Origin of the sequence: Pseudomonas sp. CNPSo 3701 (assembly GCF_028674975.1) — a bacterium.
Lineage (GTDB): Bacteria > Pseudomonadota > Gammaproteobacteria > Pseudomonadales > Pseudomonadaceae > Aquipseudomonas > Aquipseudomonas straminea.
Map to the genome: position 1 here is coordinate 1 of NZ_JAQZSI010000008.1, position 16,264 is coordinate 16,264.

15 protein-coding genes and 1 pseudogene are annotated in these 16,264 nt (G+C 63.8%); 7 read left to right on the forward strand and 9 right to left on the reverse strand.

The window, feature by feature from the left end; all coding sequences use genetic code 11:
• Window positions 1–135: hypothetical protein (locus PVA39_RS23580; protein WP_443200995.1), on the reverse strand; the 135-nt coding region annotated here is incomplete at its 3' end.
• Window positions 136–191: 56 nt separating this feature from the next.
• A complete protein-coding gene (gene araD1 / locus PVA39_RS20095) occupies window positions 192–1,187 on the reverse strand; it encodes an AraD1 family protein (protein ID WP_274125544.1) in 996 nt (331 codons plus the stop codon).
• Window positions 1,188–1,300: 113 nt separating this feature from the next.
• Between araD1 and PVA39_RS20100 the strand changes: the two genes are divergently transcribed.
• Window positions 1,301–2,221: a LysR family transcriptional regulator gene (locus PVA39_RS20100; RefSeq protein ID WP_274125545.1), complete on the forward strand. Its 921-nt coding sequence runs from the start codon at window positions 1,301–1,303 to the stop codon at window positions 2,219–2,221.
• A 179-nt stretch (window positions 2,222–2,400) separates the two neighbouring features.
• Here the strand turns inward: PVA39_RS20100 and PVA39_RS20105 are convergent, their stop codons facing one another.
• Window positions 2,401–3,390: a TRAP transporter substrate-binding protein gene (locus PVA39_RS20105; protein WP_274125546.1), complete on the reverse strand. Its 990-nt coding sequence runs from the start codon at window positions 3,388–3,390 to the stop codon at window positions 2,401–2,403.
• A gap of 310 nt (window positions 3,391–3,700) precedes the next feature.
• On the opposite strand from PVA39_RS20105, the gene PVA39_RS20110 reads away from it, so the two are divergent.
• From PVA39_RS20110 to PVA39_RS20120, 3 genes are all read left to right on the forward strand, one after another.
• The gene (locus tag PVA39_RS20110) at window positions 3,701–4,822 is read left to right on the forward strand and encodes a methyltransferase (protein WP_274125547.1); all 1,122 of its coding nucleotides are present in this window, start codon (window positions 3,701–3,703) and stop codon (window positions 4,820–4,822) included.
• 89 nt (window positions 4,823–4,911) lie between these two features.
• A complete protein-coding gene (locus PVA39_RS20115; protein ID WP_274125548.1) occupies window positions 4,912–5,169 on the forward strand; it encodes a type II toxin-antitoxin system Phd/YefM family antitoxin in 258 nt (85 codons plus the stop codon).
• Entirely contained in the window at window positions 5,157–5,453 is a 297-nt protein-coding gene (locus PVA39_RS20120; protein WP_274125549.1) for a type II toxin-antitoxin system RelE/ParE family toxin, read from the forward strand. Before PVA39_RS20115 ends, PVA39_RS20120 begins: the two co-directional genes overlap by 13 nt.
• Window positions 5,454–5,803: 350 nt before the next feature.
• Here the strand turns inward: PVA39_RS20120 and PVA39_RS20125 are convergent, their stop codons facing one another.
• From PVA39_RS20125 to PVA39_RS20135, 3 genes are all read right to left on the reverse strand, one after another.
• Window positions 5,804–7,123 (reverse strand): TldD/PmbA family protein, encoded by a 1,320-nt coding sequence (locus PVA39_RS20125; protein WP_274125550.1) that lies wholly within the window; start codon window positions 7,121–7,123, stop codon window positions 5,804–5,806.
• Entirely contained in the window at window positions 7,123–8,565 is a 1,443-nt protein-coding gene (locus tag PVA39_RS20130) for a TldD/PmbA family protein (RefSeq protein ID WP_274125551.1), read from the reverse strand. Before PVA39_RS20130 ends, PVA39_RS20125 begins: the two co-directional genes overlap by 1 nt.
• A 97-nt stretch (window positions 8,566–8,662) precedes the next feature.
• Window positions 8,663–9,226: a TetR/AcrR family transcriptional regulator gene (locus PVA39_RS20135; RefSeq protein WP_274125552.1), complete on the reverse strand. Its 564-nt coding sequence runs from the start codon at window positions 9,224–9,226 to the stop codon at window positions 8,663–8,665.
• Window positions 9,227–9,402: 176 nt separating this feature from the next.
• Between PVA39_RS20135 and PVA39_RS20140 the strand changes: the two genes are divergently transcribed.
• Together PVA39_RS20140 and PVA39_RS20145 are read left to right on the forward strand one after the other, a co-directional pair.
• Window positions 9,403–10,059 (forward strand): glutathione S-transferase, encoded by a 657-nt coding sequence (locus tag PVA39_RS20140; RefSeq protein ID WP_274125807.1) that lies wholly within the window; start codon window positions 9,403–9,405, stop codon window positions 10,057–10,059.
• Between the two features lie 212 nt (window positions 10,060–10,271).
• Entirely contained in the window at window positions 10,272–11,060 is a 789-nt protein-coding gene (locus PVA39_RS20145) for a transporter substrate-binding domain-containing protein (protein ID WP_274125553.1), read from the forward strand.
• Window positions 11,061–11,202: 142 nt separating this feature from the next.
• Here PVA39_RS20145 and PVA39_RS20150 read toward each other — a convergent pair whose 3' ends face one another.
• The 3 genes and pseudogenes from PVA39_RS20150 to PVA39_RS20160 form a co-directional block, all read right to left on the reverse strand.
• Window positions 11,203–11,346, reverse strand: coding sequence for a DUF2474 domain-containing protein (locus PVA39_RS20150; protein ID WP_274125554.1), 144 nt, complete (start codon window positions 11,344–11,346; stop codon window positions 11,203–11,205).
• Entirely contained in the window at window positions 11,346–12,353 is a 1,008-nt protein-coding gene (gene cydB / locus PVA39_RS20155) for a cytochrome d ubiquinol oxidase subunit II (RefSeq protein WP_274125555.1), read from the reverse strand. The genes PVA39_RS20150 and cydB overlap by 1 nt, the downstream gene beginning before the upstream one ends.
• 2 nt (window positions 12,354–12,355) lie before the next feature.
• Window positions 12,356–13,800: pseudogene (locus PVA39_RS20160) on the reverse strand (cytochrome ubiquinol oxidase subunit I).
• Window positions 13,801–14,099: 299 nt separating this feature from the next.
• Between PVA39_RS20160 and PVA39_RS20165 the strand changes: the two are divergent.
• Window positions 14,100–16,256 carry a TonB-dependent receptor family protein gene (locus PVA39_RS20165; protein ID WP_274125556.1) on the forward strand — a complete coding sequence of 719 codons (2,157 nt, stop codon included), beginning with the start codon at window positions 14,100–14,102 and terminating at the stop codon, window positions 16,254–16,256.
• Window positions 16,257–16,264 lie beyond the last annotated feature (8 nt).

The following is a 16,264-nucleotide window of genomic DNA, read 5'->3' on the forward strand; positions in this document are numbered from 1 at the left end:
ATCGACTTCTTCAGGGGTGGCCTGGATGAAATCGTAGGAAAGGGCTTCGCCAGTAGTGGCGTCGTGACTCTTGTGGACTACGGAGCCGGCTGCGCTGTACGCGCCGCCGATGATGTTATGGCCATTAACGGACATGAAATATTCCTCCTGTGGAAAACCAAGCGGGGCCCTAAGGCCCCGGTGAACAGTGTTTACAGAGCGGTCACGCCGCCCGGTTCAAGAGGCTCGTCGGCCTTGGCCAGGCCATTGCGCAGAGGCGCGCCGAACTCTTTCATCTCGATCTCGAAAGTGTCGCCAGGCTGCGCCTGGATGCCGTCGGCATAGGACAGGGTCGCGGTGCCGAAGTAATGCACGTGCACGTCGCCCGGGCGCAGGAACTGCTGGTACTTGAAGTGGTGGAACTCCAGGTTCTCCAGGCTGTGGCACATGTTCTCCTCGCCGCTGAGAAATTCCTTCTCCCAGATCACCTCGCCACCACGATGAATGCGGCTGGTGCCGGCCAGGTGCGCCGGCAGCTCGCCGACGCGCAGCTCCGGCCCGTAGGCGCAGGCGCGCAGCTTGGAATGCGCCAGGTACAGGTAGCTGCGACGCTCCAGTACGTGGTCGGAAAATTCATTGCCCAGGGCATAGCCGAGGCGGTAGGGCTTGCCGTCGTCACCGATCACGTACAGGCCGACCAGCTCGGGCTCCTCGCCACCGTCTTCAGCGAACACCGGTACAGGCAGTTCGGCGCCAGGGCGCACGACGATGCTGCCATCGCCCTTGTAGAACCACTCCGGCTGCGCACCGACCTTGCCGGCACCCGGTTTGCCGCCTTCCAGGCCCCAGCGGAACATGCGCATGGTGTCGGTCAGAGTGGCTTCGTCTTGGCCCTTCTGCTGGTGCATCTTGTCGCGGGTCGAGGCGCTGCCCAGGTGCGTCAGGCCGGTGCCGCTGATCAGGCAGTGAGCGGAGTCTTCGTGATCCAGCGGCGGCAGGATGCGCCCACCCTGTTGCAGTTCGGCATAGGCCGGGCCGGCGTCGCTGCCGCGGCTCTCGACTTCGCTCTGCAGGCTGCGCCCGGCGCGGATCGCCGCCAGCGCCAATTCGCGGGTGCTGGCCACGCCACGCACGGTACGGATGGCGTCGCCTTCGACAACGCCGACCTGGCGCTGGCCACTGGTGGTTTCGAACTGGATCAGTCGCATGGCTTATCTCTCTTGTCAGTCTTGCCCGAACGGGTACAGAGCAGACTTTACGAACTGCGCGCCAGCCTGCCTAATGACAGGCTCTGATCAAGCAATAACCGATGGTTATCACCATGCTCGCTTCCCTGCCCGCCCTGGTTTCCCGACTGCGCCTGAAACAACTGCGCCTGCTGATCGCCCTCGACGAACAGGGCTCGCTGCACAAGGCCGCCGACGCCGTGGCGATCAGCCAGCCAGGCGCGACCAAGGCGCTCAACGAAATCGAATCGGCATTCGGCACGCGGCTGTTCACCCGCACCAGCCAGGGCCTGGAAGCCAACGACCTGGGGCGCTGCGCGATTCGCTACGCGCGGCTTATCCACAGCGACCTGGCGCACCTGCGCGAAGAAATGCTCGGCATCCTCCAGGGCCAGGGCGGCCGCCTGGTGGTGGGCGTGATCATGGGTGCGGTGCCGCACCTGACCCGCGCGCTGTCACGCTTGCGCGCGCGCCAGCCGGAGCTGTCGGTGGAGATCGTCGAGGACACCAGTGCGCGGCTGCTCAGCCTGATCGACCAGGGTCGCGTCGACCTGGCGATCTGCCGCACCAGCGTGAGCCGCCGGCCGGACGATTACGACTGCCTGAGCCTGCATGATGAACAGCTGAAAGTGGTGGCCAGCCCCGCTCACCCGCTGGCGAACACACCGGGTCTGAGCCTGGCGCAACTGGCCGCCTACAGCTGGGTGGTGTTCCCGGCGAACATGCCGATGCGCCTGGTGCTGGAGCGGGCGTTCAGCGACGCCGAGCTGGAGTTTCCACGCTACCCGCTGGAAACCGCGTCGACCTTCGCCACCCTGATGCTGCTGCAGGAAGACCCGAACCTGGTGGCGCTGATGCCGCGGGAAACAGCCCAATCAGCGGCGCGCTCAGGCCAGCTGGCCTGCCTAGAACTGGCCCAGGTACTGCGCAGCGAGCCCTACGGCGTGATCAGCCGGCGCGGCTCGCCGTTGTCATCGCCAGCGCGATTGCTGTTGGAGGAGTTGCGGGCTTCGTAGTCATAGCTTCGTAGATGGGGCGGACCGTAGGATGGGTGCAACCCATCAATCCCGATGGGTTGCACCCATCCTACGGCCTTGCGCAGATCTAAATGTGGGAGCGGGCGGGGACGCCCAGTCCGTGACCGCGAAAAATCGCGAGCATGCCACACGCTCACATAGCAGCCTGACTTAACCAATCAGCGGCGGTTGACCGTCTGCGCTGCACGCAGCACATCAGCACCGATCTCCGCCTCGAAACGCTGCCACACCGGGCGCATCGCTTCGCGCCAGGCTTCGCGCTGCTCGTGGGTCAGGGTGATGATCTGCGCGCGGCCGGCGGCGACCAGTTGCTCGCGGCTCTTGCGGTTCAGCTCCTCGGCGTCCTGATTCACCTTGAAGCTGACCTCCTCGATGATCGCTTCCAGCTGGGTACGCACCTGATAGGGAATGCTGATCCAGAACTTGGAGTTGCTGATCAGCATGTAGTTGAGCGAACCGTGGTTGGTTTCGGTGATGAACGGCTGCACGCTGTCGAGCTTCTGGCTGGCCAGGTTCGACCAGGGGTTTTCCGCGCCCTGCACGGTGCCCTTCTGCAGCGCCGCCAGGGTTTCGCTGAAGGCCAGCTTGCTGGTGGTCGCGCCAATCTCGGCGAACTGCGCTTCCAGTACCGGCGACGGCTGAATGCGGAAATTCAGGCCCTTGGCATCGGCCGGTGCCTTCAACGCGCGGGTGGCGGAAAGCTGCTTCATGCCGTTGTTCCAGTAGGCCAGGCCGTAGATGTCCTGGCCGGCCATGGAGCGCAGCAGCTCGCGGCTCTTCTCACGCTTCTGGAAGCGTTTCACCGCTTCCAGGTCGTCGAACAGGAACGGCAGGTCGAACACCTGCAACTGCTTGGTGTAGGCATCGAACTTGGACAGCGACGGCGCCAGTAACTGCACCTTGCCGTCACGCAGCGCCTGCAGCTCGTCCTCGTCACCGAACAGCGTGGAGTTGGGGTACACCTCGACCTTCACCTTGTCGCCCAGACGCTGCTCGACGAGCTGCTTGAACAGCAGCGCGCCGCGGCCTTTCGGGGTGTCTTCAGCGACCACGTGGGAGAACTTGATGACGATAGGCTCGGCGGCGAAGGCCGGCGCGCAGATCAGCAGCGCGGCTGACAGGACGGTGGTGACAACGGACTTGAACATGCAGATACCTTGGCAATGGCAGCACGGCAGGCGCACGGGGCACCCACCTGAAAAAAGGGACTCATCTGGACTGGCCTCGGCGAGGCGCTGGCGACGCGTTGTCGGCTGGACCCGCAGCGGGTGCGGAAGGGCCGACTATTATTGGCGGGGCTGCGGATATGACCGGCGGGTTGGCAAATGACCGGCAGGGCAGCGGCCGCGATTCTTCGCGATTGGCACCTGCCGAACAAGCCGCAAATACGCCAACTGCCGCACAACCTGAAGATTTCCCGTGGCAGAATGCGCCCCGCCACGCCACCACGAGATCAGCATGTCGTCGTCCTTCGTCACCCCGTTCGCCACCCTCGACCTGCAGCGCCAGCCCGAGCAACCCGGCATGCCGCTGCAAGCCTTCGATGCCGCCGATGCCTATCTGCTCGAACAGGTGCAGGCCCTGCCGGCCAACGCACGCGTGCTGCTGCTCAACGACAGCTTCGGCGCCCTGGCCTGCGCACTCGCCGGCCGGGCCCGGGTGATCAGTAGCGGCGACTCGCACCTCGGCCACCTGGCGCTGCACCTCAACCTGGCGCGCAATGGCCTCGCCGAAGACGCGGTGACGTTCATCCCGGCCAGCGAGGCAGCGAGTGGGCCGTTCGACCTGGTGCTGATCCGCATCCCGAAAACCCTGGCGCTGCTGGAAGAACAGCTGATCCGCCTGCACGGCCAGCTCGCGCCAGGCGCCCAAGTGATCGCCGGCGCGATGATCAAGCACCTGCCCCGCGCCGCTGGCGACCTACTGGAGAAGTACATCGGCCCGGTGCAGGCTTCGCTGGCGGTGAAAAAGGCCCGTCTGCTGCACGCCACGCCCGAAGCCAAGCCGGCAGCGCAGTCGCCCTATCCGACCCGCTACCGCCTCGACAAACCGGCGCTGGAACTCGGCAACCACGCCAACCTGTTCTGCCGCGAAGGCCTGGACATCGGCACCCGCGCCTTCCTGCCACACCTGCCGCGCCACCTGGACATCCGCCGGGTAGCCGACCTGGGCTGCGGCAACGGCGTGCTGGGCATCGTCTACGCCCTCGGCAGCCCGCAGGCCGAGCTGACCTTGGTGGATGAGTCCTATATGGCCGTGCAATCCGCCGCCGAGAACTGGCAGGCAGCCCTGGGCGAGCGCCCGGTGGCCGTGCGCGCGGGCGACGGCCTGGCCGAGCAGCCTGCCGACTCACTGGACCTGGTGCTGTGCAACCCGCCCTTCCACCAGCAGCAGGTGGTCGGCGATTTTCTCGCCTGGCGCATGTTCCAGCAGGCGCGCAGCGCGCTGGTTACCGGCGGCGAACTGTGGATCGTCGGCAACCGCCACCTCGGCTACCACGCCAAGCTGGCGCGGCTGTTCCGCGGCGTCGAGCAGGTGGCGGCCACGCCGAAGTTCGTGGTGCTGAAGGCGACCAAGTAGCGCTATTAGGGTCGAGAGAACGAGTGCGCGTTGCGAAGAAAGGAAAGTATCACTAAAGTGATACTTTCCTTTGCACACCGGGCCCCACCATGAAAGTCGAGCTGGTCACCAACCTGAAGCGACAAGCCACCAAAATCCTTGCAGATCTTCACGAGTCCAAAGAGCCCGTGTTGATTACCGAGCATGGAATGCCCTCGGCTTATCTGGTTGATGTCGAGGACTACCAGTTCATGCAGAAGCGCCTTGCCCTTCTGGATGCCTTGGCGCGCGGTGAGCGGGCCGTGGTAGAGGGCAATACCGTCAGCCATGAACAGGCCAAGGAAAGGCTGAGCAAATGGCTGAAATAGTCTGGACAAATCACGCCCTCGAACAACTTGAGGATCTCGCGCAGTACATAGCTCTCGACAAACCTGCCGCCGCTCGAACTCTGGTCAGCAAAGTAATTGAGACAGTTGCACGACTGGCCGAATTTCCGCTGTCGGGCCGTATTCCTGCCGAGCTGCCAAACGCGCTCTATCGCGAAGTCGTCATCCCGCCCTGCCGGATTTTCTACCGTGTTTCGGACACAACGGTTTTTATCATCCACATCATGCGAGAGGAGCGCGTACTACGCGCCTATATGCTCGAGTGAACTAATGGGCCACGGCAAGCCCTGGATGAGCCTTGATCAGCACACGCGGCTGGCCTTTCCCCGGGTATCACTGCGCTCAACACCGGGCTACCAGAGTCCCCCGTAGCCTGCGGTTGAGCGCAGCGATACCCAGGAATGTCTTCCTTAAACATGTTCGTGATTTTTCAGTCCCAGCTCGTCGATTTTGGCAGCGAGTTGCTGGGAGCGGTGGATACATGGCTTTTGTAGGAGGGGCTTTAGCCCCGAGCTCTTTGTTTGCCTTAATAAAGAACTCGCGGCTAAAGCCGCTCCCACGCTGTCGCTAAGCGACCGTTTCTGCTTTGTAGCTGCCGACTCATGAGCATTAAAGATCACAACGTCAGGGTAAACCGCGACAGCAGCGCGCCCGGCAGCGCCATCGAGCCGGTCTGCCGCGCGCCGTAGGTGCCGCTGGGCAGCAGCCGCTCCGGTTGGCGGGTCAGGGCTTCCAGGTTCGCGCCGAGGAAGTCGAACAGCGAGTCGTCGAAGCGCATGGTGTCCACCGGCGCCTGGATGCGACCGTTCTCGACCCAGAAGGTGGCGAAGCGGGTCATGCCGGTCAGGCGCCCAGCCGGCAGGTCGGAGAAGTTGGCGTACCACAGGTTGCCGATATACAGCCCGGTGCCGAGGCGCTGCAGGATCTCGCCCTCCTCCAGCTGGCCGCCGTGCAGGTGCAGCGAGAACGGGTATTCGCCGCTTCCCGCGCCGTTGGCGATCAGCCCGTGTTCGGCAGCGCTGCGTGAGCTGACCAGGCGCTCGCCCGGCTTGCCCTGGCTGACCAGGCGCAGCGGCTGGCGTGGCCCTTCGCGGGTGAAGGCCGGCGCCAGGCCGCCCTCGATGCGCTCGTCGAGCGTCACCTTGTCGCTCAAGCTGGCGCTGCCGGCGAACAGCCGCTGCAGCGGGCTGCTACCGGTGGCCAGCGCTTCGGCGGAAAAGCCCCAGGCGAAAAGGCCGAACAACTCTTCCAGCGCCGCTGGCGTCAGGTAAGCGCGGTAAGCCCCCGGCTTCAACTCATGGGCGGGTTTGCCCAGATGCTCCAGTTGCTCACGGGCAAACGCCAGTTTGCGAGCGAAGGCCTGAGCGTCCCACTGCTCGCCGGCGTAACTGCTTTTCACTGCCTGACCGTTCTCGTGAAACAGGCTGAATTCGAAGTTGAAGCTGCTCGCCGCGTGCCAACCGAAGGCGCCCCAGGAACTGGCGAAGCCCTGGTATTGCGGCCCGGCGGCGTAGAAGCCGACCAGGTCCAGCCCGGCAGCTGCCTCATTGATCTGGGCGATGGCGGCCTCACTGTGCTGAGCCGCGTCCCCCGCCGCGGTTTCGCTGCGCCAGGCTTCGCGGTTCAGGCGCAGGTAGGGGTCATCGGCGAGCGTCGGCAATAGCGCACGCAGGCGCTGCAGCGCCTGGTCGAGGCGCGGGCGGTCGTCGTCGATCACCCCGCTCAGGGCCAGTTCGAAGTCGCCATGCCGCTCGCCCTGGTACAGCGCCAGGGTGGCGTACACCTGCTGCACCTGGCCGGCCTGGCGCACGCGGGCGTGGTTGAAGCGAATGAAGTCAGAGGCCTCGGCCTGGTACTCCAGGGTGAAGCCCTCGCCGGCCTGCCGCTCGGCGTTCAGGTGCGCGAGCAGCGCCTCGAAATGCTGACGTGCGTTCATCAGGCCGCCCCTCCAAATACGTCGACATCGGCGAACACACACGCCGGCGTGGCGTGCCCGACGCGGATCACCTGGTTCGGCTCGCCCTTGCCGCAATACGGTGTGCCCAGCACCTCGAAGGTACTGGCGTCGCCAACCGCCTTGAGGTTGCGCCAGAACTGCGCGGAGATACCGCGATAATTGGGGTTCTTCACCACGCCCTTGAGCTCGCCGTTGTCGATCAGCCGGCCCCACTCGCAGCCGAACTGGAATTTGTTGCGCGCGTCATCGATGGACCAGGAGCGGTTGTTGCTCATCAGAATGCCGCGCTCGATGCCGCCGACCAGCTGCTCCAGGCGCTGGTGGCCGGGTTCGACATTGAGGTTGGCCATGCGGTCCAGGGTCGGGCGGTTCCAGCTACAGGCGCGGCTGTTGGCCACGCCCTCCAGCCCGCTGCGCCATTGCGACAGCGCGCCACCGAGCGGCCGCTGGAGAATGCCCTCGCGGATCAGATATTCGCGCTGCGCCGGGGTGCCGTCGTCGTCATGGCGATAGCTGGCCAGCTCGCCCGATACCGTCGGGTTGAAGGTCACGTTGAGCAGCGACGAGCCGTACTGGTAGCTGCCGAAATCCTCCTGGCGGATAAAGCTGGTGCCGGCGAAATTGCGCTCGTCACCCAGGATGCGATCGAGCTCCAGCGGATGGCCGATGGACTCGTGGATCTGCAGGATCATCTGGTCCGGCATCAGCAGCAGGTCGCGATGGCCGCTCGGCGTATTGGGCGCCAGCAGCAATTGCAGCGCCTCGTCGGCGATACGGCTGGCGGTGCCGACCACGCCCAGTTCATCGATCACCTCGGCACCGCCCTGGCGCGCCAAGTGGGTGCCGCCAAAGCTGCGGCTCTGGCTGTCGGCGCCATCGCTGGCGGTCACGCTCAGCTGCGGGAAGACGTAATGCTGCGCGCGCCGCAAACGGGCGCCGACGCTGTTGAAGTAGATCTGCTCGGTGGCGGTAAAGGTCAGCCCGGCGTACCAGTCCACCAGCCGCTCATCGCGCGGTACCCGCGCCGACTCCGCCGCCAGCAGCTCGTACCAGTGGGCCGGACTGGCCAGAGCGCGCTGATAGCCGGGCATCACGTCATCGGCCTGCTCATGGGGCACCGGCAGCTCATGCAGATCGAGCAGATTGCGCCCCGCCAATTGCCGCGCCAGCGCCTCGGCCTTGTCGAGCGCCGTCTGCAAGCCGGCCTGGCTGAGATCGCTGGTCGCCGCATAGGCCTCTACCCCAGCCACCCGCACGCTGAGCATGGCACCCGCATCGTCGGCGAACGACGGCGCCCGCGCCACATTGCGACGCACCCAATAGCGCTCGGTGGTTTCCCGCACATGGCGCAGCGACCAGAAATCGGCGATGCAATGCAGGGCGGCGAAGCGGCGTTGCAGGGTTTCGCTGATGGCGAACATGATCCCCCCTTTGAATGGCGGCGAAATGGGACAGTCTAACAACCCTAAAAGCTACACATGCCGGAAGCTGTCCTGTGCCAGCTGCAACGCCAGCAATTCAGGCTGGCAGAAGCCCAGCCTTTCGGTAGCCATTCAGAAGCGAATCGAACAACGCGATATCGGCACGGCTACGGGCCATAAGCTGAGCACCTGCAACAGCAGCAAAAATAGCGTTCGCTCGCTCCTCGCACGCGGCCGGGTCGCCGAGCTCGGCCGCGAGTAGAACCTTGGAAAGCCAGGCCACGTTCACGGTGGCGAACGCCTGTACCTCGCTCTTCACTTCATCAGGAAGGTCTTCGTATTCAGCGGCCATGAAGCTGCAAAGGCACAACCTGTTTCCGCTCTCGAGCGAGCGTCGAAAAATCGAGGGATATCGCTTTAGGGATTCAAGCGGGCTGTCAGCACCCTCCAGCATCGCCTGCAGTTCGGCTGCCGTGTCTTCCCAGTAACGCCTGGCTACCGCAGAACCGAGATCGGCCTTGCTGGGGAAGTGGTAGTAGATGCTCGCGCTCTTGATGCCGACTGCAGCTGCCAGGTCGCGAAAATTCAGTCCGCCGTATCCATGGGACTGCGCTGCCTGCTTGGCAGCCGCCAGGATGGCCTCTTTTGCGTTTGCACTCACGCCATCACCTCACCGGTTAGAAGATGACCGGAATGCTAACCGCAAGCCACCAACCTGCCAACTGACAGATAGGTGTTGACAGCAAGAAAAATGAGCCTATAAATATAACTACCAACTGATAGATAGGTATTTACATGAACACTTCACATCGCCACACCGACGCCCGCCATTCACCGATGAAAATCTACGACTGGTACAACGGCCCCTACCCGGCACGAGTTCGCATAGCACTCGCAGAAAAAGGCCTTCTGCCAGAGGTTGATTTCGTGTCGATCAACCTCTGGAAAGGTGAGCACAAGACGCCTGAGTTTCTCGAAATAAACTACTCGGGCACGCTTCCGGTTCTGGAGCTGGAGGACGGCACCCGCATCGCGGAATGTACGGCTATCACCCAGTATCTGGACGACCTGGAGGGCTCACCCACGCTTACCGGCAAAACCGCCGTTGAGAAAGGTCTGATTCACATGATGACCAAGCGCGCCGAAATCGAGTTTCTCGATGCCGTAAGCGTGTACTTTCACCATGCCACCCCGGGGCTGGGCCCGCACGTCGAGCTCTATCAGAATGAGGAATGGGGCCTGCGCATGCGCGACAAGGCGTTACGAGGCATGCGCTATTTCAATGAGGTATTGAAGAGCCAGCCATTCGTAGCTGGGTCGTCGTTTTCCATGGCGGATATCGCCGTGATTGGCGGCATGATTTTCTCGACGCTTGTGGAACTGTCGATCCCCGAGGAGTGCGAAGCGCTTCGCGAGTGGTACGCCCGGATGCAACAGCGCCCCAGCGTAGTGGCGTGGGCCACCATGGTTGAAGAAGGCGAGCCATTAAGTTGATCGTTGCGGCTAGCCACAGGATGGCCTGATATACGCTGCAAGACAGGAGGGCGGACAGCGCGAAGCTTGTCCGCCTTTTTTTAAAAAAGTGCCTGACGCTGAACACGACAATCAGGCTTCTGCGCTCTCCCCTCCTCCAGACCTTGCCCCACCAAGCCCTTCTCCTTACCTTGTCCCCTCGTTTACCGCCTTTAACCGCGAGTCTCCCCACCATGACAAATCTAAAAATAAGCACCATCACCACCCTACTTATCAGCCTGCCAGGCTTTGCCCAGGCTCAGGAAACGCCGTCGCATCTGGACAAGGTGCTGGAGAAGGGACAGCTGGCGGTGTGTACCACCGGTGATTACAAGCCCTATACCTTTCTGCGCCAGGACGGCGGCTACGAAGGCATCGATATCGAGATGGCGCAGTCGCTCGCGCAGAGCCTTGGGGTGAAGGTGCAGTGGGTGCCGACCACCTGGAAAACCCTGATGCCGGACATGGTGGCAGGCAAGTGCGATATCGGCATGGGCGGTATTTCGGTGACGCTGGAGCGGCAAAAGAAGGCGTTTTTCAGCAGCACCCTGGATGTCGACGGCAAGATCCCGCTGGTGCGCTGTGAAGACGTGTCGCGTTACCAGACCGTCGAGCAGATCAACAGGCCAGAAGTGCGCCTGATCGAGCCGGCCGGTGGCACCAACGAGGCCTTTGCGCGGGCTTATCTGCCCAAGGCGCAGCTGAATTTCCATGACAACAAGACCATCTTCCAGGAACTGCTGGATAAGCGCGCCGACGTGATGATCACCGACTCGTCCGAAGCCCTGTACCAGCAGAAACGCATGCCCGGGCTGTGCGCCGTCAACCCGACCGCCTACATGCAATACGGCGAGAAGGCCTACCTGCTGCCCCGCGACGATATGGCCTGGAAAAGCTATGTGGATCAGTGGCTGCACCTGAGCAAGGCCACCGGCGCTTATCAGAAAACACTTGGCCACTGGCTGGCAGTACCAGGGCAATGATTGGATCGCGCCTGCGCAGCGCGCGCAGGCGCGATCAGCTGTAGGGTGGACAACGCGAAGCGTGTCCACCCTTCGCCACTTGCACCGTCATGGTGGATAAAGCGCCAGCTACGCGCCCCGATTCACCCGTCGGCAACGGTTGCTACGGCGTACTCAACCCCGCCGCATTCATGAACAGTCTCAACAAATATGACAGCAGCCCCAGGCTCAGCACGCTGACCGTCCAGATGCCGGCCAGCCAGGCGATGCGTTGCCAAAGGGGTTTCTTTTCGCTGGTGTTGTTCATCAGTGGTACCCCTGATCCGGCGTGACCTTGCCGCGGAACACGTAGTAGCTCCAGGCGGTGTAGACGAGGATGATCGGGATGATCAGCAGCGCGCCGACCAGCGCGAAGCCCTGACTTTGCGGCGGTGCGGCGGCCTGCCAGATGGTCAGCGAGCCGGGCACGATATTCGGCCACAGGCTGATGCCAAGGCCGCTGTAGCCGAGGAAGATCAGCACCAGGGTCAGCACGAACGGCTTGCTGTTGTCGTGGTTGGCCACCGAGCGCAGCAGGTAGAAGAAGCTCGCCAGCACCAACAGCGGCACCGGGGCGAACCACAGCAGGTTGGGAAAGGTGAACCAGCGCTCGGCAATGCTCGCCTGGGACAGCGGCGTCCACAGGCTGACGATGCCGATCACCGCCAGCAGCGCGAGGGCCAGTGGCCGGGCCATATCGTGCATCTGCTTTTGCAGGCGACCTTCGGTCTTCATGATCAGCCAGGTGCAACCAAGCAGCGCATAAGCCGCGATCAGCCCCAGGCCGCTGAACAGCGGAAACGGCGCTAGCCAGTCCAGCGAACCACCGGCGAAGGCACGGCCCTCGACGGGAATGCCTTCGATGAACGCGCCCAGCGCCACGCCCTGGAAGAAGGTCGCTGCCACCGAGCCGCCGATGAACGCCTTGTCCCAGATATGCCGCTTGTGGTCCTTGGCCTTGAAACGAAATTCGAAGGCCACGCCGCGAAACACCAGGCCCAGCAGCATGAACATCAGCGGCAGATACAGGGCGCTGAGCACCACCGAATAAGCCAGCGGAAAGGCCGCGAACAGCCCGGCGCCACCGAGCACCAGCCAGGTTTCGTTGCCGTCCCACACGGGCGCCACGGTATTCATCATCACATCGCGCTCGCCCTTGTCGGGCACGAACGGGAAGAGGATGCCGATGCCCAGATCGAAGCCGTCCATGATCACGTACATCATCACGCCGAAGACGATGATCACCGCCCAGATGACTGACAGATCGATACCCATGGTCATGCCCTCCCTTCGGCGTGTTCACCGCCGTGGTCACTGTCGTCGGTGCCCTCTTTGGCAGCGGACAACGGCCGCGCGGGCGTATGCCGGGTGCCCGGCCCACCGTCATCCTGATGATCGCCTCGCCGGTGACCGGCCCCTTGCGCACCAGGCGCATCACGTAGCCGAAGCCGGCGCCGAACACCGCGAAGTACACCACCACGAACAGCACCAGGGTCAGGCCCAGTTGCGCGGCGCTGTGCATCGACACGCCCTCAGCAGTGCGCATCAGCCCGTAGACCACCCACGGCTGGCGGCCGATCTCGGTGGTGAACCAACCGGCGAGGATGGCGATCAACCCGGATGGGCCCATCCACAGGCAGAAGTACAGGAACGGGCGCGACTGATAGAGGCTGCCGCGCCAGCGCAGCCACAGGCTCCACACGCCGGCGAGGATCATCAGCAGGCCCATGGCGACCATCACCCGGAACGACCAGAACACGATGGTCGAGTTGGGCCGGTCCTCTTTCGCGAACTCCTTGAGTGCCGGCACCTGCTTGTCCAGGCTGTGGGTGAGGATCAGGCTGCCCAGGTACGGCACCTCGACCTTGAAGCGGGTCTCCTCGCGTTCCATGTCCGGCCAGCCGAACAGGATCAGCGGTGTCGGCTCACCGGAGCTGTTGTCCCAGTGGCCTTCGATGGCGGCGATCTTCGCCGGCTGATGCTTGAGGGTATTGAGGCCGTGGAAGTCGCCGATCACCGCCTGGATCGGCGCGACCAGCAGGGCCATCCACAGCGCCATGGAGAACATCTTGCGCATCGCCGGGGTGTCGCGCCCGCGCAGCAGGTGCCAGGCCGCCGAGGCGCCGACGAAGAACGCGGTGGCCAGGAATGCGGCGGTGGCCATGTGCGCCAGGCGATACGGGAACGACGGGTTGAACACCACCGCGAACCAGTCCACCGGGATCACCCGGCCGTCGACGATCTCGAAGCCCTGGGGCGTCTGCATCCAGCTGTTGGAGGCGAGAATCCAGAAGGTCGAGATCAGCGTGCCGACCGCCACCATCACCGTCGAGAAGAAGTGCAGGCCCGGCCCCACGCGGTTCCAGCCGAACAGCATGACGCCGAGAAAGCCCGCCTCGAGGAAGAACGCGGTGAGCACTTCGTAGGCCAGCAGCGGCCCGGTGACCGAACCGGCGAAATCCGAGAAGGCGCTCCAGTTGGTGCCGAACTGGTAGGCCATCACCAGGCCGGAGACCACGCCCATGCCGAAGTTGACCGCGAAGATCTTCACCCAGAAGTGGTAGAGGTCGCGGTACACCGTCTGCCCGGTTTTCAGCCACAGGCCTTCGAGCACCGCCAGGTAACTGGCCAGGCCGATGGTGATGGCGGGAAAGATGATGTGAAAGGAAATGGTGAAGGCGAACTGGATGCGCGCAAGATCCAAAGCCTCTAGGCCGAACATGGACGTGCCCCTCGATCAGGTTTAGTTATCGACTTCTTGTTATGCGTGTACCGCAGACAGCCAAGGCGAAAGGCGCCTTGATCTGGATCAATGGATCGCCTTCAGATTACGCCTCGCCGCGCTACTTACCAGCGTGGCTGGATGCCGCGCGACAGGCTGTCGCTGCGGCGTTCTGACTTAGTTCCGTGGGCGTGCCTCGATGTGCGCGTGATCGGACGAAGGGCAGAAGTGGCCTGGCGCGCGCGGGCGCCGTCCTACCACGCGCTATCCCAAATGCCGCTCCACGGAGAATCTGCCGAATGTTTTGCCTGCCCCCGTACGCCCTGCGCCCACGTCATCTGCTGGCTGCCAGCCTGCTGGGATGCGCAGCGCTGCCTGTCGCCCATGCCGAGACCGCGACGGGCAGCCTGCAGCTCGAAGGCGTACAGATCACCGAGCAGGCGCTGACCGAGCAGCAGGCGGCCGAGGAGCAACTCGAGCGGGTACCCGGCGGCACCAACTTGGTGGACATGCAGCGCGTCGAAAGAGGCCGCGTGGCCGGCAATGCCGATGTGCTGGCCTACCAGCCGGGCGTGTATGCGCAGTCGCCGGGTAACGAGGGCATCAAGATCGCCATCCGTGGCTCGGGCATCAACCGCGGCACCGGCTCCCACGCCTCCGGCAACCACATCATGCTCGACGGCCTGCCGCTGACCGGCTCGGGCGGCACGCCTTATGAGCTGCTGGAACCGCTGTGGATAAGCCGCGCCGAAGTGCTGCGCGGCGCCAATGGTTTCGACAAGGGCGGATTGGCCCTGGGCGGCGCCATCGACTACATCACCCGCACCGGCCGTGATGCCGACAAGTTGCAACTGCGCTATGAAGCCGGCAGCCACGGTTACCAGAAGCGCAGCACCAGCTCCGGCCAGGTGCTGGGCGATGTCGATTACTACGTCAACGTCACCGACAGCCGCTACGACGGTTATCAGGATCACTCATCAAGCAAGGGCCAGGGCGTGGCCGCCAACCTCGGCTATCGCTTCAACGAGAACCTGGAGACGCGCTTCTACCTGCGTTATCGCGAGACCGAGCACCAGGTGCCGGGGCGCCTGACCAAGGCGCAGATCGAACACGACCCACGGGCGGCGGCGGCCAACAACCTGCGCATCGATGCACACCGCGACCAGCCCGGCAGCACCTGGCTGGCCAACAAGACCACCTGGCAGATCGACGATGATTCCACCCTGGTGGCGGGCCTGGCCTATCACCACTATCCGATGGACATCAGCGAAACCGCCTACCGTGGCGGTGCCTACCGGATCCGCGTGGACTACAGCGATATCAGCGGCACCCTGAACTACACCCGTCGCCATACCCTTTTCGGCCTCGCCAGCACCACTACCGTCGGTTTGCGCAGCACCACCAACCTGCCGAGCAGCAAGTCCAGGGAAAATGCGGCGCTGCCGATCAACGTGAATGGCACCGTCTATCCGACCGGCACCCTGATGCGCGCCTACGAGCACCTGGGTTCGGACAACGTGCTGCATATCGGCAACGAAACCGAGCTGGCGCCTGACCTGTGGCTGACCAGCGGTCTGGCGCTGATCTATACCCGCCGGGAAGTAGAGGTGACTTGGCCGGAAACGGGCGACAAGCTCAGCGAACACACCTGGAATTACGCGCCGCGCATCGGTCTGCGCTACCAGCTCAACCCGGACGTGCAGCTCTACGGCAATGTCAGCCGCTCGGTGGAGCCGCCCCACGCCTGGTCGATGCTCTGGAGTTCGCCGCTGCGTTTTGACGCTCCAGGTCTGCCTTACAACGCCCGCCAGCGCGCGCCGATCTCGCTGGATAATCAGACCGCCACCACCTTCGAAATCGGCGGCCGGGGTGACTCCGCGCTGGGCCAGTGGGATGCGGCCTATTACTACTCGCTGGTACGCCACGAACTGCTGACCGTGCCGGTCGAAACCAACGTGTTCTCCGAAGCCAACGCCAGCCCCACCGTCCACCAGGGCATCGAGCTGGGCCTCGACAGCCCGCTGTGGAACGGTGGCGCGGCTGGTGCCCTGGCACTGCGCCAGGCCTACACCTTCAGCGACTTCCATTACCGCGACGACGCCACCTTCGGCGACAACCGCCTGCCCGGCCTGCCCCGCCACTATTACCAGGCCGAACTGCGCTACAGCCTGCCAAACGGCTTCTACGCCGGCCTCAACACCCAATACGCCTCCAGGGTCGCCGTGGATTACGCCAATTCCTACTACGCCGACGCCTACGCGATCTTCGGCGCCACTCTGGGCTACGCCTCGCCGAAAGACGACTGGCAAACCTGGCTGGACCTGCGCAACCTGACCGACAAACGCTACGCCGCCACCGTCACGCCGGGCTACGACGACAACGGCACCGACGCCGCCCGCTCGACGCCGGGCGAAGGTTTCGGGGCGTATGTCGGAGTCTCCTACAGCTTCAACTGACCGGTGTA

Excerpts from the sequence above, each read along its gene's own strand:
- PVA39_RS20120 (WP_274125549.1), top strand. The coding sequence starts at position 5,157 with ATGGCTGAAATAGTCTGGACAAATCACGCCCTCGAACAACTTGAGGAT.
- PVA39_RS20100 (WP_274125545.1), top strand. The coding sequence starts at position 1,301 with ATGCTCGCTTCCCTGCCCGCCCTGGTTTCCCGACTGCGCCTGAAACAA.
- PVA39_RS20145 (WP_274125553.1), top strand. The coding sequence starts at position 10,272 with ATGACAAATCTAAAAATAAGCACCATCACCACCCTACTTATCAGCCTG.
- PVA39_RS20130 (WP_274125551.1), bottom strand. The coding sequence starts at position 8,565 with ATGTTCGCCATCAGCGAAACCCTGCAACGCCGCTTCGCCGCCCTGCAT.
- PVA39_RS20115 (WP_274125548.1), top strand. The coding sequence starts at position 4,912 with ATGAAAGTCGAGCTGGTCACCAACCTGAAGCGACAAGCCACCAAAATC.
- cydB (WP_274125555.1), bottom strand. The coding sequence starts at position 12,353 with ATGGGTATCGATCTGTCAGTCATCTGGGCGGTGATCATCGTCTTCGGC.
- PVA39_RS20165 (WP_274125556.1), top strand. The coding sequence starts at position 14,100 with ATGTTTTGCCTGCCCCCGTACGCCCTGCGCCCACGTCATCTGCTGGCT.
- PVA39_RS20105 (WP_274125546.1), bottom strand. The coding sequence starts at position 3,390 with ATGTTCAAGTCCGTTGTCACCACCGTCCTGTCAGCCGCGCTGCTGATC.
- PVA39_RS20125 (WP_274125550.1), bottom strand. The coding sequence starts at position 7,123 with ATGAACGCACGTCAGCATTTCGAGGCGCTGCTCGCGCACCTGAACGCC.
- PVA39_RS20140 (WP_274125807.1), top strand. The coding sequence starts at position 9,403 with ATGAAAATCTACGACTGGTACAACGGCCCCTACCCGGCACGAGTTCGC.
- PVA39_RS20150 (WP_274125554.1), bottom strand. The coding sequence starts at position 11,346 with ATGAACAACACCAGCGAAAAGAAACCCCTTTGGCAACGCATCGCCTGG.
- araD1 (WP_274125544.1), bottom strand. The coding sequence starts at position 1,187 with ATGCGACTGATCCAGTTCGAAACCACCAGTGGCCAGCGCCAGGTCGGC.
- PVA39_RS20110 (WP_274125547.1), top strand. The coding sequence starts at position 3,701 with ATGTCGTCGTCCTTCGTCACCCCGTTCGCCACCCTCGACCTGCAGCGC.